This is a genomic window from Mesorhizobium sp. UC74_2 (assembly GCF_042701485.1).
Taxonomy (GTDB): domain Bacteria; phylum Pseudomonadota; class Alphaproteobacteria; order Rhizobiales; family Rhizobiaceae; genus Mesorhizobium.
Map to the genome: position 1 here is coordinate 630,703 of NZ_CP170562.1, position 15,652 is coordinate 646,354.

General features: G+C 61.0%; 13 protein-coding genes. 9 read left to right on the forward strand and 4 right to left on the reverse strand.

Going from position 1 to position 15,652, the window contains the following annotated elements:
* Positions 1–663: 663 nt before the first annotated feature.
* The 8 genes from ACFJIU_RS02945 to ACFJIU_RS02980 all read left to right on the forward strand — a co-directional run bounded on the left by ACFJIU_RS02945 (position 664) and on the right by ACFJIU_RS02980 (position 9,668).
* Positions 664–1,989 (forward strand): NAD(P)/FAD-dependent oxidoreductase, encoded by a 1,326-nt coding sequence (locus ACFJIU_RS02945; protein WP_379067349.1) that lies wholly within the window; start codon positions 664–666, stop codon positions 1,987–1,989.
* Between the two features lie 197 nt (positions 1,990–2,186).
* Positions 2,187–3,317: a transporter substrate-binding domain-containing protein gene (locus ACFJIU_RS02950; protein WP_379067351.1), complete on the forward strand. Its 1,131-nt coding sequence runs from the start codon at positions 2,187–2,189 to the stop codon at positions 3,315–3,317.
* A 4-nt stretch (positions 3,318–3,321) separates the two neighbouring features.
* On the forward strand, positions 3,322–3,945 hold the full coding sequence (locus ACFJIU_RS02955; RefSeq protein ID WP_379067353.1) for an ANTAR domain-containing response regulator: 624 nt from the start codon (positions 3,322–3,324) through the stop codon (positions 3,943–3,945).
* Between the two features lie 205 nt (positions 3,946–4,150).
* A complete protein-coding gene (locus ACFJIU_RS02960) occupies positions 4,151–4,999 on the forward strand; it encodes a nitrilase family protein (RefSeq protein ID WP_379067355.1) in 849 nt (282 codons plus the stop codon).
* Between the two features lie 47 nt (positions 5,000–5,046).
* Entirely contained in the window at positions 5,047–6,201 is a 1,155-nt protein-coding gene (locus ACFJIU_RS02965) for a substrate-binding protein (protein ID WP_379067357.1), read from the forward strand.
* Positions 6,202–6,357: 156 nt separating this feature from the next.
* Positions 6,358–7,191, forward strand: a complete 834-nt coding sequence (locus ACFJIU_RS02970) for a branched-chain amino acid ABC transporter permease (protein ID WP_379067359.1) — start codon at positions 6,358–6,360, stop codon at positions 7,189–7,191.
* Between the two features lie 61 nt (positions 7,192–7,252).
* The gene (locus ACFJIU_RS02975) at positions 7,253–8,956 is read left to right on the forward strand and encodes an ATP-binding cassette domain-containing protein (RefSeq protein ID WP_379072937.1); all 1,704 of its coding nucleotides are present in this window, start codon (positions 7,253–7,255) and stop codon (positions 8,954–8,956) included.
* Entirely contained in the window at positions 8,949–9,668 is a 720-nt protein-coding gene (locus tag ACFJIU_RS02980; protein ID WP_379072939.1) for an ABC transporter ATP-binding protein, read from the forward strand. Before ACFJIU_RS02975 ends, ACFJIU_RS02980 begins: the two co-directional genes overlap by 8 nt.
* Before the next feature lie 260 nt (positions 9,669–9,928).
* On the opposite strand, the gene ACFJIU_RS02985 is transcribed toward ACFJIU_RS02980, so the two are convergent.
* From ACFJIU_RS02985 to ACFJIU_RS03000, 4 genes are all read right to left on the reverse strand, one after another.
* A complete protein-coding gene (locus tag ACFJIU_RS02985) occupies positions 9,929–10,924 on the reverse strand; it encodes an NAD-dependent epimerase/dehydratase family protein (protein ID WP_379067361.1) in 996 nt (331 codons plus the stop codon).
* 34 nt (positions 10,925–10,958) lie between these two features.
* Positions 10,959–12,098, reverse strand: coding sequence for a DegT/DnrJ/EryC1/StrS family aminotransferase (locus ACFJIU_RS02990; RefSeq protein ID WP_379067363.1), 1,140 nt, complete (start codon positions 12,096–12,098; stop codon positions 10,959–10,961).
* A gap of 1 nt (position 12,099) precedes the next feature.
* The gene (locus tag ACFJIU_RS02995) at positions 12,100–13,125 is read right to left on the reverse strand and encodes a Gfo/Idh/MocA family protein (RefSeq protein ID WP_379072941.1); all 1,026 of its coding nucleotides are present in this window, start codon (positions 13,123–13,125) and stop codon (positions 12,100–12,102) included.
* Between the two features lie 297 nt (positions 13,126–13,422).
* Positions 13,423–13,908, reverse strand: a complete 486-nt coding sequence (locus ACFJIU_RS03000) for an acyltransferase (RefSeq protein ID WP_379067365.1) — start codon at positions 13,906–13,908, stop codon at positions 13,423–13,425.
* Between the two features lie 149 nt (positions 13,909–14,057).
* On the opposite strand from ACFJIU_RS03000, the gene ACFJIU_RS03005 reads away from it, so the two are divergent.
* Positions 14,058–15,644 carry a glycosyl transferase family 1 gene (locus tag ACFJIU_RS03005; protein WP_379067367.1) on the forward strand — a complete coding sequence of 529 codons (1,587 nt, stop codon included), beginning with the start codon at positions 14,058–14,060 and terminating at the stop codon, positions 15,642–15,644.
* The last annotated feature ends 8 nt before the right edge of the window (positions 15,645–15,652 follow it).

A 15,652-nucleotide genomic window follows, 5' to 3' on the forward strand; every position in this document is an offset into this window, starting at 1 on the left:
AACTTGGGTATGGCTTCAATTCTACATAGACACGAAGTATAACGATAAGACGAATAAGTAGGCTTGTAAAAGACTTTATTTGGTGGATTCTCAAGCAGACATAAATTTTATCGAACGACCTTGCCGGCGAACTTTCCCTTTGGCATCTGACCTTGTTCTAAGTTTGGGAAAATGGCATACGAACTTGAATAGAATCAATGATTTAGATTGTTCTAATATTCCGACTTCGTTCCTCCGGGATTGATTTGCCGGGCATGCATCGGGCGTTCGTTTGCCTCGGGCGAATGCGATCACAACTGGCGATGGCTGATCAGGTGACAACCATCAGATCCTACCTGGTCAACAATGCCAGCGACGTCTATCTTCGTGCTCGCCAGGACATCAACCGCATACTCGTGCAACTTGGCTTGCCGAGTTAGCGGCGTTGACCGTCAGAGGCGGCTTCCTCAATTCGCGCGCTGGTCGATGTCTCCGGAGCGGACCGACATTCCAAGGCGGCTGAAGACGATGATGGTGTCGGGCAGGTGGGTGCGCCTGGTCCAACAAGAAAAATGACGGCGATCATTGCCGCGGGCATAATTAGCGTCCCTTTCTACAGCGGCTTACCGCAATCGTGCGGCACGCAGCCGCGAATGCGCAGCAGGACAAAGGGCATCGGCAGGGATGCAACCCCCGACAGAAACAGTCACTTCCAACGAGATCGTTCCGCGCCAGGCAGAAGTCGTGGTCATCGGCGGTGGCATCATCGGTGTCAGTACGGCCCTGTTTCTGGCGATGGCAGGGGTTCCGGTCGTCCTGTGTGAAAAGGGCGAAATCGCTGGCGAACAATCCAGCCGCAACTGGGGCTGGGTCCGCAGAATGGGACGTGACCCGCGTGAACTTCCGCTGATCGTTGAAGCGATCAAGATCTGGGAAGGCCTTTCCCAGATGCTTGGTGAGGACGTTGGCTTCCGGCAAACCGGTATCCTGTACGCCTGTGAAAATGCCGGAGATGAGGCGCAACGGGAGGCCTGGCTGAAGGCGGCAGGATCCTACAGCCTGGACACACACATGATGCGGGGGCCGGCGGTCGCTGAGCTGATGCCGGGTGCGGCGAAGCCGTGGCGAAGTGGTCTTTACACGCCAAGTGATGGACGCGCCGAACCACAGAAGGCGGCTCCCGCGATCGCGCGCGCAGCACAGCGACATGGTGCCATTATCCTGCAGCAATGTGCCGTGCGTGGCGTCGAAACCACAGCCGGCCAGGTGACGTCCGTGGTGACCGAGCGCGGTCCGATCGCATGCAAGACAGTGGTTCTCGCCGGTGGGATCTGGAGCACGCTTTTCTGCCGCTCCCTGGGTATTCGTCTGCCGCAGCTTGGCGTAAGGGCCTCCGTTCTGCGGACCAGCCCCCTTGACGGACCTCCCGGAGCTGCCTGGTCATCGCAGTTCGCTTATCGAAAGCGTCTCGACGGCGGCTACACAATCGCAAATGGTTCTGAAAACCGCGCCGAAATAACCCCGGACAGCTTTCGCTATTTCATGGATTTCCTGCCCCTTCTCAAAATCGAGGGGCGACACCTCCAATTGAGATTCGGTCGCGCCTTTTTCGACCGATGGCGATTGGAGCGCCCATGGGCTCTCGATGATGTTTCGCCATTCGAGCACATTCGTACCCTGGACCCTGACCCTGTCGAAACGACACTCGACAAGGCTTATCGAGCCTTGACGCGCGTCTTTCCCCGGTTCAGCGAGGCCGGGATCGTGCAGAAATGGGGTGGTATGATAGACGCCATGCCAGACACGATCCCGGTCATCTCGCCCGTCGATGCGGTTCCCGGCCTGATCGTCGGCACCGGCTTTTCCGGTCATGGCTTTGGAATTGGGCCGGGGGCAGGGCGCCTTCTTGCGGATCTGGCGCTCGGCCAGGAGCCGATTGTCGATCCGTCTCCATTCAGGCACTCAAGGTTCGAGGATGGTTCTCCGATCCGACCCTTCGGAGGCGTTTGATAGCCGGTTCGGGCGCTTTTCCGGCCGCCGCGAACGGGTTGAGCCCGGAAATCTGCGGGAGAAGGTCAGCGCTGGCGCGCCGGCGCAAGATGTCGCCTGCGAAACGCGCTGATCGTTCTCGCCGAGGGTGCCTGGCTCGGCTGATTGCATCAATCGGCGAAGTAAACTACGCCATGGTTGGATAAAGGGCTCGGAAGATGTCAGCGACGTGGCGTATTGGCATTCTGTTTTCTCGCAGTGGCATCACTGCGGTCACGGAATCCGAGCATTTCTTCGGAACGGCACTGGCCATCGAGGAGATCAACGCCGGCGGTGGCGTCCTGGGACGCCAGATCGAGCCGATAGCCTATGATCCGGCCGGTGACCCCGAGGGGTATCGTTCCCTGGCCCGCAAACTGCTCACCGAAGACGACGTCAACGTGATCTTCGGATGTTCGATGTCGGGAAGCCGAAAGGCTGCTTTGCCGATCGTTGAACGACATAACGGCCTGCTCTGGTACCCGTCGATCTATGAAGGTTTCGAATATTCCGAAAACGTCCTTTATACGGGCGCCACCCTCAACCAGAATACGTTCGCGCTCGCCGACTTCATCATGCAGAACTATGGGCCGCGCATCTTCATGGCCGGTTCCGACTACATCTATCCGCACGAGTCCAATCGGGTCATGCGCGATCTGCTGGAGTGCAAAGGCGGCGAGATCGTCGGCGAACAGTATGTGCCTCTGGATGCTGACGAGCGCACGATGCGCCGGCTCATGAAGGAGATCGAGAAAGCCGAGGCGGATGCAGTGTTTTCGACCGTCATCGGGCGCAGCGCCCAGAAACTCTACGGCATGTATGCCGATGCCGGTATCGATCGGGAAAAGCGTCCAATCGCGAGCCTGACACTCGCCGAAAGTGAAATCCGCGTCATCGGTCCCGAGCGATGCACCGGCCACGTCCTGTCTGCTCCTTATCTTGCCACGGTCGAAAATGACGAAAACCACCGCTTCATCCGAGCCCTGACGGCCCGGTTCGATGGCAATGCCATGGCGACGATGTGGTCACAGACCGCCTATGCCCAGATTCACCTGTTTGCGCGAGCTTTGGAACTTGCGGAAACCCTCGATACCCACCGGCTGGGGCAGGCGGCGCTGGCGGTCGACTACATGTCGCCGGAGGGTCGCTTGCACTTTGATCCGGAAAACCGGCATGTCTGGTCCACACCCCGCATCGGGGTGGCGAATGCGAGGGGGCAATTCGATATCGCCTGGAAATCCCAGGTACAGATACGACCCGACCCCTATCTCGCCTCCATTCGTTTCGAGGAGCCTTTGCTGCAGAGTTGATACGGTGTCGACATTGAAACGGATCCTCGACGATCTACGCCAGGCGCGGGTTCTGGTTTTGCACCCGCGGGACGAGGACGGATCGGCATTGGTCGATCATCTCAAGCGGTTGGGTTGCGACGTCAAGGCGATGTGGCCGCCACCGGCCACGCTGTCGGCCGATCTCGACGCCGTTTTCCTGCAAGTCGGCGATACGGCGATCGATCCCCTGGTCGCGCTGCTTGAGGGCAGCAAGGCCGCGGTCATAGCAATTGTCACCTACGAGAGCCCGACGTCGCTGAAAGCGATTGTCGATCTCAATGCGCATGGCGTCCTGACGAAGCCGCTCCGTCAGCTTGGCGTGCTGACCCAGTTTGCCCTGGCGCGCTATCGTGTCGGTTACGAAAGTCGGCTGGCCAACAAGGTTCGCAAGCTGGAGGATACGCTGAAAGGCCGCCGGGCGATCGAGAAGGCCGTCAAGATCCTCACCGAGCTGAATGGCATCGAGGAAGATGCTGCCTACAAGCTCATCCGAGATCAGGCGACCTCCAAGCGGATTGCGATCGTCGCCGTCGCCGATAGCATTATCTCGGCAAGCGAGGCGATGCGGGCTTTTGGCCTCACCGTATCGGGGCCGTTGAAAGTCTGACGGCTGTTGGCTTCGAATACGCATGCCTACGCTGATCCTGCGGTGCCTGCTTTTTTTGCCGCTTGACGACTTCCGCCAAACTGTGTTTGCTTCAGCGAGAGAGCAGGTTTGCTCGGCGGCTGGATAGCCGCGAAAATTTGGCTGTGCAGCCCTTGGCTAGCGGATTGAGTTCCGCGCCAGGGGTTTTTTGCGTTTGGAGATAGACTTGAGCATACCGACGGAAGCGCTTCGCCCCGATTTCAACATCGCCTGCATCCAGTACGAGCCGGTCATCGGCAGGGTCGACGCCAATCTGGCCGCCATGGAGGCCCGCATCCGGGAGGCCCACGCCAATGGTGCCAGCCTGGCTGTGCTGCCCGAACTGGCCGATACGGGCTACGTCTTTGAAAGCCGCGAGGAACTTGCGCGCCTGGCCGCGCCAATTCCGGACGGGTTGTCCGCGCAGCGTCTGATCGCATTGGCTCAAGAACTCGGCGTCCACATCGTCTGCGGACTCGCTGAGAGAGATGGCGACCTGTTCTACAACTCTGCCATCCTTTGCGGCCCATCCGGCTATATCGGCAAGTTTCGCAAGCTCCACCTGTGGAACCGCGAGAAGCTGTTCTTCGAGCCCGGCGACCTCGGTCTGCCGGTGTTTGATACGGCTCTAGGACCGATTGGACTGGCAATCTGTTACGACGGCTGGTTCCCGGAGACATTCCGCCAACTCGGGCTGAAGGGGGTCGAACTCGTCTGCGTGCCGACCAACTGGGTTCCCATCACCGGTCATGACGGGGGAGACATGCCGATGGCCAATATCCTTCATCAGGCAGCGGCTCATTCGAACGCCATATATATCGCCTGCGCCGACCGCATCGGAACGGAGCGCGGACAGCCGTTTATCGGCAGCAGCATCATCGTGGGGCCGAATGGCAGGCTGTTGGCAGGCCCCGCCAGCCGAACCGGCGACGCCATTCTCATGGCTACCGTTTCGCCTGGCATCGCAGTGCAAAGCCGCATCGTCAGCGAGCGCAACGATGTGATCAATGATCGACGGCCGGATGTCTACGGCTGACCGACGCGAGTCCAACAACGACAACCATGAAAAAAAGGGGAACCAACATGGATAGAACAACAGGAAAGCTGCTTTTCGCGATGGCCGGCGCGTTGCTGGCAACGGTGGCATGGGCCGAGGAGCCGATCAAGATCGGCATACCGGTTGGTCTGTCAGGCGCCAACAGCGTTGTCGCGCCGTCGGTGGTGCAATCGGCCGAGCTGGCGGTCGAAGAGATCAATGCGGCGGGCGGCGTGCTGGGGCGCAAGCTCCAGCTTGAGATCGCCGACGATGCCTCGGGCGCGGCAGGCGCGCAGAAGGCGTTCGACTCGCTCGTTTTCCAGAAGGAAGTCAACGCCATCATCTCGATGGAGACCAGCGCGGCCCGAAATGCCGGCCTGCCCATCGTCGCAAAGGGCGAGGTTCCCTTTATCTACACGTCCTTCTACGAAGGGCGTTCCTGCAGCCCTAACCTCTATGTGAACGGCTGGGTGCCCGAACAGCAGGTGCCACCTGTCGTCGACTATTTCGTCAAGAAGGAAGGCGCCAAGAAATTCTTCCTGGTGGGCAGCGACTATGCCTTCGGCCGGGGCATGCTTGAATTCGCCCGGACATATCTTGAGAAGGCTGGCGCGCAGGTCGTGGGCGAGGAGTATCTGCCTATCGAAGGCACCGACTGGACGGCCATCATTTCCAAGCTCAAAAGTTCCGGTGCCGATGCCCTGATCACATCGACTGCGGGAGGCGCTCCGAACGTCACGCTCACCAAACAGCTGCGAGGCGCGGGCGTGAAGCTGGCTTATGGCAATCTCGCCGTCGACGAGGGAACGGCCAAGAGCATGGGGCCTGACGCTGCAGGCATCTACATCGCGGCCTCCTACGTGACTTCCATCGACAGCCCGGCGAACAAGAAGTTCCTCGAGGCCATGCAGAAGAAGTTCAGCGGTGAACTGCGTACACCCAACGACCTTTCCGTACCGCAATACGAAGGCGTTTATCTCTACAAGGCAGCTGTCGAAAAGGCGGGCTCAACCGATACGTCCGCCGTGCTTTCGGCCCTGGGCGAAGTTTCCTTTGCCGGCCCCCGTGGTACGGTTTCGATGAACAAGCAGCATCATGCACCGCTGACGATGTATCTTGGTCAGGTTCAGGAAGACGGCTCGGTAAAAGTGGTCGAGACATTCCCGAACGTCGATCCTGGTACCCAGTGTCCCAACCTCTGACATCGAGCTGATCGAAAGGGGGGCGAGAGCAATTCCAGGAAAAGTGTGGAACGGTTTTCCGTCCGGAATTGCACAAAAACAAAGGGTTAGAGCGTTTCCGCGTTTCCGTAAAACGGAAACGCTCTGGCTCCGCTCCTTTCGACACTGGGAGAGATCATGACCATTCTGCTCGACGTTATCACGACCGCAGCCATCCTGTTTGTCGTCGCGGCCGGACTTCTGGCCATCTTTGGCGTGCTCAAGATCATCAATTTCGCCCACGGCGCCTGGCTGACGGTTGGCGGCTACTGCGCGGTCGCCACTGCCGGGATGGGTCTCAATCCATGGCTGGCGCTTCCGGTCGCGTTCGCCGTCGGCTCCGCTCTCGGTGGCATCACCGAAGTGCTCGTGGTGCGGCCACTCTACCGGCGGCCGCTCGATGCCATCCTCGCCACCTGGGGGCTCGGTATCGTGATCGGTCAATTGATCACACTCTGGTTTGGCCGTGACGTGCAATTCACGCCGAACCTGCTCTCGGGAACGATCAATGTGTTTGGTATCGATTACTCGTTCTATCGGCTCTTCATGGTCCTGGCGGCCCTGGTGGTCGGCCTTGGTTTCGCAATCCTGCTCGAGGGAACCCGTCTTGGCCTCTCCGCCCGCGCCGTCATCATGAACGAAACGCTGGCACGCGCCCTGGGCATCGACACGGCGAAAGTGCGTTTGACCACCTTCATGATCGGCACGGGACTGACAGCGCTGGCTGGAGTGCTCCTGACGCCGCTAACCAGCGTGGATCCCGACATGGGCCTGGCCTGGCTCATCGGCGCCTTCATGCTGGTCATGGTGGCCGGTTCCTCATTTGGTGCCCTGGCCGTGGCGTGTCTGGTTTTTGGCGGAGCGCAGACGCTGGTCAGCACATTCGTCAGCCCGGTTCTTGGCGGCATCACAGTCGCCGTCCTTTGCGCGCTCGTGCTGCGTATCAGCCCGAAAGGATTCGCACGTGCCTGAATCCAGATTGCCCAATATCCGGGTTTGGCTGCTCGGAGCGCTCGTCGTCGCTTCGCTGCTCATGATTGCATTCGGCCCGGCATTTCTCGACCGCTTTGCCCTCAACGTGCTCAGCCGTTCGATGATCTACGCCATGCTGGCGGTGACCGTCGATCTGCTGTGGGGGTACACGGGTGTCCTGACCTTCGGCCAAGCCGCTTTCTTCGGCATCGGCGCTTACGCAACCGCCATGGTTCTGACCCATCTGGGCAACAGTCCCGAACTGATGCTGCTGGCTTTCGTGCTCGCCATACTGGTTCCGCTTGCCCTGGGTGTCGTGGTCGGCTGGCTTTCATTCGGCTATGGCACCACGCCACTCTACGCCACCGTGATCTCGCTCGTTCTGCCGATCGTCGTCACGCAGGTCGCGTTCTCCGGAGGGCAGTGGACGGGATCCAGCAGTGGACTGGTGGGGTACGCCACCCTGCCGCTAAGCCTGGCGGGGTACTTCCGGCTTACAGGCTTCTGTCTTCTCGCCGTTGCCGCTGCAGCCTGGATTTTTGTGCGTTCAGACGCAGGCAAGGTGCTTGTCGCGATCCGCGACAACGAGGCGCGCTGCGCCTATCTTGGTCTCAACGCCGGCCGCATCAAGATCGCTCTTACCGCCATTCTGGCTGGCGTGACGGGTTTGGCGGGCTTTCTCTTTGCCAACGCGTCCGGTGTCGTTGCTCCCGAAAACACCGGTTTCGTGTTTGGCACCGAACTGGTCATCTGGACGGCACTCGGTGGTCGAGGCACCATTTTGGGCCCGGTGCTCGGCACCATCGGCATCGACTATCTTTCGGCGAGCCTTTCGGGCCAGTTGCCATTCCTGTGGAAGCTTGTCGTCGGCGCCCTCTTCGTGGCGATGATCATCCTGTTGCCGAACGGCCTGGCCGGCTTGATCGGGAAAATTCTGCCGCGCAGCAAAGCCCTTCGGAAAGGGAGCAATCCGTTGCGCCTGGCGCAAGCCATGCAGGTACGGCAGGACGTCGTCGACAAGCCATCGCTTTTGACGATCCGCGATCTGGGGAAATCCTACGGCAGTCTGAACGTCCTGCGAGGCATCAACCTGACGGTGCAGCCAGGCGAACTGGTCAGCCTCGTCGGACCCAACGGGGCAGGCAAGACGACGCTGATGCGTTGCCTCTCCGATGGCACTGAAACGATCGGCGGGTCGGTGTCAGTGCGTGGCGCCAACATTGCGGGTCTGGCTCCAGACGCCATCGTAGCCTTGGGTGTCGGTCGCAAATTCCAGGTCGCCAGCGTGTTCGACAGCCTGACTGTTGCCGAATGCCTGCGCATGGCTCGCGCGGCACGACACGCTCCCAGCCTTGTACACGGCTCGCAGGAACTGGATTTGCCTCCGGCCGCGGTGGAGATACTGAAACTGACGGCACTCGACGGAATGCTTGATCGACCGGTTTCCGCTCTGTCGCATGGCCTGAAACAAAGCCTTGAACTGACGATGGTCGTAGCGCTGGAGCCACAACTGATCCTGCTCGACGAGCCGACGGCAGGCTTGACCAAGACGGAGCGGATGACCATCGGGACGATCCTCAAGAAATTGACAGGTGAATTGGGATTGGCGGCCATTCTGGTCGAACACGACCTCGACTTTGTCCGGGACATATCGAGCCGCATCGTGGTGCTGCATCAGGGCCAGCTGGTGCTCGATGGAACCGTGCAGGATGTCGTCAATTCCGAACTCGTCAAGGCAATCTATTCAGGAGGCGCACATGACTGAGGCAGCCGCGCCCGTTCCAAAACTGTCTGTCACCGCGGTCTCCAGCGGATACGGCGCCATCAACATCATCGACACGTTGTCGATGACTGTCCCGCACGGTCAGATATTTGCCTTGATGGGCAAGAACGGCATGGGCAAGACGACGCTGCTGAAGACGATCCTCGGCTTTGTGGTGATGCGATCGGGCAGCATCGATCTCGATGGGCAACCCATAGCCGGCGCATCGCCTGCGTCGCTGATTGCTTCCGGCGTCGCCTATGCTCCGCAGGAACACGCGCTGTTCCAGGACCTGACGATCCGCGACAATCTTCGTCTGGCCCTGCACACGGACAAGGAGTTGAAGCAGGGGATCGAACGGGTCTGTCAGCACTTTCCTTTTCTCCGGGAGAGAGTGAACCAGAAGGCGGGAACGCTCTCGGGTGGGGAGCAGAAGATGCTGATCCTCGGCCGCGCCTTGATGCTTCAGCCGAAGCTCCTGCTGATCGACGAGATTTCGGAGGGTCTCCAGCCCTCTGTGGTCGAGCGGATTGGACGGGTGCTTGTCGAGGAATGTCGAGCTAGCAACACCACCGTGTTGATGGTCGAACAAAATCTCGACCTGGTGCTTGGCATCGCCAATCGCTGGGCCGTGTTGAAACTCGGCCGTATCGATGACTCCGGCGAAATGGACAGTGAGGCGCGTGCACGTATTCTTGCGCACCTCAAAATCTAGGATGCGTGCGCGAAAGGGCTCAGCGAAAACGCTGGCGGTTCGATCACTAGCCCAGATGAGGAATGCAGTGTCTGAGACTACGCTGGTAGCGGGAGACCGCTGCCGCCGATCCAGCCGATGCGCTTCGCAATCATTCGTTCGAGTGGCTTATACCGGTGTGCAAAGCTGCGCGAAATGCACAGCATCGTCGGCGCATCGGTATCCGATCGATCTTACGCGCCAACCCGCGTTCAGACTGCGCGCGAGGCCTGGCAGGAGTGCTACGCCGCCGCCCGGGCGGGTCCTGCGGTCACCTGCTCACGATTGGCACGCCACCATTCGACCAGGCGGGCGAGACCCTCGTCGAGGTCGATGGTTGCTTTGAAGCCCAGCATCTTCTCTGCCTTGGACGTGTCCGCGAGGCGCCGCGAGACGGGGTTCACCTTGCGCTCTGGCCCGTATTCCGGCTGGAGACTGGAGCCCATCACGCGCAGCAGCGAGGCGGCCAGGTCGTTCAGGCTGGTCTCCACGCCGCTGGCGACGTTGAACACGTCGTCCTCCACGTCCGACAGGAGCGACAGGATGTTGGCTCTGGCGATATCCTCGATATAGACGAAGTCCATGGTGGTCGACCCGTCGCCGAGGATCAGCGGCGGCTGGCCGGCGGCGATACGTTCCATCCAGCGGATCAAGACCTCGGTATACTTGCCATGCACGTCCATGCGCGGGCCGTACACGTTGAAATAGCGCAGGGCCACGTAAGGTAGGCCGTACATGTCGTTGAATGAGCGCAACAGACCTTCCAGCATGACCTTGCTGGCGCCGTACCAGGTGCGGTTGTTATACGGGTGGTGGCCCTCGTCGGTCGGGAAGTGCTCGGCCAGGCCGTAGACCGAGGCTGAGGAAGCCGCGCAGATCTTCCTCACGCCCTTGGCCTGGGCGGCCTCAAGGACGTTGTAGCTCCCGTCGCACATTACGCCGAGGGCTTCGCGAGGCTCAGCGGCGCAGGCGATGACCCTCAGGGTTGCCATGTGGATCACGGCGTCCATGCCGTCTGTGGCTTTGTGGACAGCCTCCACGTCGCGAATATCGCCTTCGACAAGTTCGACACGCGGATCCTGCAGGGCGTCCTTGACGTTGTGCAGGCTGCCGCGGACCAGGTTGTCGAGGATCACGATCTTTTCCGGCGCGTGATCCTTCAGCAGAAGGTCGATGGTGGTCGAGCCGATCAGACCGCAGCCACCGGTCACCAGGATGCGAGAGCCCTCAAGTTTCATCGTCTTTTCCTGTCATCGGTTGGAGGTGGCCACGTCAGGCCCATTTTCGGATCGAATGGGTGTCCGCCCGTCGAACGCCTGCTTGCAATTCCTTGATCGCGGCCACCACCACGTCCTGCTGCCGTTCCGTGAACTCCGGGAACATGGGTAGAGACAGGACCTCGTCGGCGGCTTTTTCAGCATGCGGGAACTGGCCTCGCCTGTAGCCGAGGTCTGCATAGGCGGGCAGCAGGTGCACCGGGATGGGATAGTGGATGCCCGATTGGATCCCCTGTGCGGTCAGTGCCTCCTGCCAACGGGCGCGGTCGGGCGTGCGCACGGCGTAGATATGGTAGACGTGGCGCACGTCGTCGCGGACGAAGGGGGTCGGCAGGTCGCTGTCAGCGAACATGGCATCATAGCGGGCAGCTATGGCGCGGCGTTGCTCGGTCCACCGGTCCAGGTACCTGAGCTTCACGCGCAGGACGGAGCCCTGAAGGCCTTCCAGGCGGTAGTTATAGCCCTTGAGTTCGTGATGGTATCTGCGCTCGGCGCCCCAGTCGCGCAGCATGCGGACCGTGCGGTTGTGGCCGGCATTGTCTGTGATCAGCATCCCGCCTTCGCCATAGGCGCCGAGGTTCTTGCCGGGATAGAAGCTGAAAGCAGCCATGTCGCCGATGGCGCCGACGCGCTTGCCCTTGTATTCCGCACCGTGCGCCTGGCAGGCATCTTCCAGCACCACGAGGCCGTACTTCCTGGCGATGGCCATGATCGGGTCCATGTCGGCAGGCTGGCCGTAGAGGTGGATCGGGATGATCGCCCTGGTAGCCGGCGTGACCGCGGCTTCGATCTGGGCTGGGTCGATGGTGTAGGTCGCAGGATCTATGTCGACGAGCACCGGGGTCGCGCCCGTGTAGTAGATGGCCGCCACCGTCGCCACGAAGGTGAAGGGGGAGGTGATCACCTCGTCGCCCGGCCCAATTCCCGCGGCCAGCAGACCCAGGTGCAGGGCGCTGGTGCCGGTGTTGACGCCGACGCCGAAGGTCGCTTGCGAATACGCGGCGAACTCCTTTTCGAATTCGGCGACTTCTGTACCCAGCGTAAACAGACAGGTCTCCAGGGTGCGCTGAATGGCTGCGTCTATTTCGGGTTTGATCGAGGCGTACTGGGTTTTCAGGTCAACGAACGGGATCATGTCACGCAGCCCCTTTTCGTCGCAGATGAATGGTTTCGCCACGCCCGCGCATGGAGCTTGTGGCGGCTTCGATGATCTCCACCACCCGCAGGCCGAGCTGGCCGTCGGCGGTCGGAACCTTCTTTTCGATGATGCAGTCGATCCACTCCTGGCCGGCGATACGCAGGGCCTCGGTAGAGTCGAGCTTGGGTGCCCACATGTCGCCCGTCCGGTAGCCAACGCGCATCTCGTGGATCTTGGCCGGGTCGTCGGTGAACGAGACGCCCTTGTCGTAGACCTTGACCTTCTCGGAGGGCTCCAGATCGTCGTAGGTGATCATCTTGTTGGAGCCACCGACCAGGATGTTGCGCACCTTCACCGGTGCCAGCCAGCTCACGTTGATGTGCGCAATCATGCCGGAGTCGTAAAACAGCGAGATGTAGGCCAGATTTTCCGGTGTGCCGGGGAAATGGTTGATACCGCTGGCCGAGACCGCGTTCGGATGCTCTTCGAACAGACGGTCGATGATCGCAAAGTCGTGGACCGCCAGGTCGGAGATGACGTTCACGTCTTTCTGGAAGAGACCCAGGTTTACCCGGGTGGCGTCGTAATAATAAATCTGGCCGAGGTCGCCGGCAGCGACGATCTCGCGCATCTTCCGGACTGCGCCGGTATAGATGAAGGTATGATCGACAATCAGGGTCAATCCGCGCTTGTCGGCCTCATTGACCAGCATCCTGGCCTGTAACGAGGTTTCGGTCATCGGCTTTTCGAGCCAGAGATGCTTGCCGGCCTTCAGCGCCGACATGCCGAGTTCGAAGTGGCTATTGACCGGCGTCGCAACGGCAATGGCGTCGATCTCGGGATCCTGGAACACGGCCTGAACGTCGCCAGTGGTCTGGACACCCGGATAGCGGCGCTCCACCAACTCGCGCTTCTTGGAGTCCAGGTCCGCGACTATGCGGACCCGGGCATGGGGAAGCTCCACGAAGTTGCGCAGGAGGTTCGGTCCCCAGTAGCCGTAACCGATGATGCCGATATTGATGATTTTGGCCTGCCCCTCATCCGCTCCCCGCTCGCTGGAGTCCTGGAGGTCTCGCTGGATGCCTGTCGTCGGCTGAGAGGGGAAGTGCCCGTGGATCGTCCAATGTCGTGCCATCTCGACCTCTTCAAGCCATCTCGACCTCTTCAAATTGTTGGTTTGAAGCCGCGAAGTCATCATGGCCGTTGGGTCATCGGGACCCAACAAGGGTCATCCAGGCAGACGAGGGCAGGGGTTGGAACTACCTCAAACGATCTACCCCAAGGATTGCAATTCGGCGTAGGAAACCATGCCGGCAGGGATTCAGCCAGCCTTTACGGTCCTTGCGTCTGCGACCACGCGGGCCGGTACGCCGGTAGCGATTGCGAAGTCGGGGATGTCACGGGTGACGACAGCGCCGGCGCCGATCAATGCTCGCTCGCCGATGGTCACACCCGGGGTGATCGTCACGTTGGAGCCGATGGAGGCGCCCTTCTTGACCAGAGTCGGCTCGACCTTCCAGTCGGCTTCACTTTGAGCGCTCCCGTCCAGGTTGGTGGCTCGAGGAAGGCGGTCATTGGTGAACATCACGCCGTGGCCGATGAAGACCTCGTCTTCGATGGTAACACCCTCGCAGATGAAAGTGTGCGACGAGATCTTGCAGCGCTCGCCGATATAGGAATTCTTCTGAATCTCAACGAAGGCGCCAATGCGCGAGCCGTCACCGACCTCGCAGCCGTAGAGGTTCACCAGATCAGGATGGTGGATGACGACCTCGCCACGCAACACCACACTATCCGAAATAGGCATCGCTTCCCCCTGGAGCTGTCTGGCGGTCGATGATGGTTTTTATGTAACCTGCCTTGTCGCTTGGCAAGTTGGGGCCATCCAAGATGGCAAATTCTAGGGCAGACTGCGAACCGTGGGGGCCAGAGACGATGCGATCTGAGGTGGCGCGGTTGCGTCACAACTACCAGGAATTTCGAAGCCTTCGAAGTGAGGCCGAGCGCTGCCTGAGGGCTGGCGACCTCAACTCCGCTGCGGCATATGTTGAGGCGGCAGTCACGCTTGCGCGCAAGCGGCACTGCGGCTTCTATCGGTCCGAACCTCTTGAGCAGATACTGACCGAGATCGCGCGACGGACGCTTGCCGCGAAGGTCGAAGCCGCGCGACCGGCGCGGACGAAGATCGACCGCGTGCTGCATGTAGCCACCGTTCTGAACGAGGTTGGTGGCCTGACACGGATGATGCGCCGCTGGATCGCCGCCGACGAGGGGCGCCATCACTCGCTGGCCCTGTTGCGGCATCCCGGGGCGCCGCCATCGTCGGTGCGCCAGGCTGTGGCGGCTCGCGGCGGCCAGATCCACATGATTGGCGCGACGCGCGGCGGACCGGTGGAATGGGCCAGTGCGCTCCGGAAGTTGTCGCTTGATTTCGACCTGGTCGTCTTGCACGTCAGCAACGAGGATCCGACGCCGAGCATGGCCTTCGCCGACGAGCGCAACCGGCCGCCCGTGGTGCTGGTCAACCACGCCGACCATGCCTTCTGGATCGGGCTCTCCGTATGCGACCTGATCGCCAGCTCGCGTGTGTCGGGCGAGCGGCTGGTGGTGGAGCGGCGGGGGATCCCGGCGCAGCGTCACGTCACCCTGCCGATCCAGATCGATCCGCCGATGCGCAGACACAGCCGGGCCGAGGCGCGAGCGAAACTCGGCCTCCCGGCTGGCGGGCCGCTTCTGGTCTCGGTAGCCCGTGGCGTGAAATACCGCTCGATGGGCGGGGTCTCGTTCGCCGACATGCATGTCGAGGCGCTCCTGGCCCACCCCGATGCTCGATTGCTGGTCGTAGGACCGGGAGAGCCGGCCGACTGGCAAGAGGCCATAGCGGCGACCGGCGGGCGGATCCTGGGGCGGCCGGAGACGCCCGATCCCTCACTCGCCTTCGAGGCGGCGGACGTCTATCTCGATTCCTACCCGTTCGTATCGATTACCTCGATGCTGGAAGCCGGCGGCCTGGGCACGCCCTGCCTAACGCTGTTTCCCTATCCGTCGGATGCGAACGTCATGAGCACCGATATGCCCGGCTTGGCACCGACCATTGGCTTCGCCACCTCGATGGGGGACTACAACCGCATTCTGGCGGATTGGCTGTCCGATCCTGAGGCCATGCGTCGCCGGGGCGATGAGACGGCGGCCAACGTCAGGCGGCTGCACACCACTCCGAATTGGCTGGAAAGCCTGGAAGCGCTCTATACCAAGGCGCTGGTGATCGCGCCGGTCACGCCGCTGCGCGAGACAGGAGCACCCGCAGACGAGGCGTTCTACGACGGCTATCCCGACATTCTGCTCAACGACGTGTTCGGCGAGTTCGACAATGTAGAGACCATCCTGAAGCGTTCCCTGCGCCTGATGTCGTTGCCGGAACGGCTTCGGGTTTGGCAAAACCTGGCACGGACCGGGACTTTCGACGGACCGCGCGATGCGGTCCGCAACCTGCTGCCCGAGTGGCTGCCCCGGTTCGTGAGCCGGCTGAGGGACGGCGGCTAGATATCAGG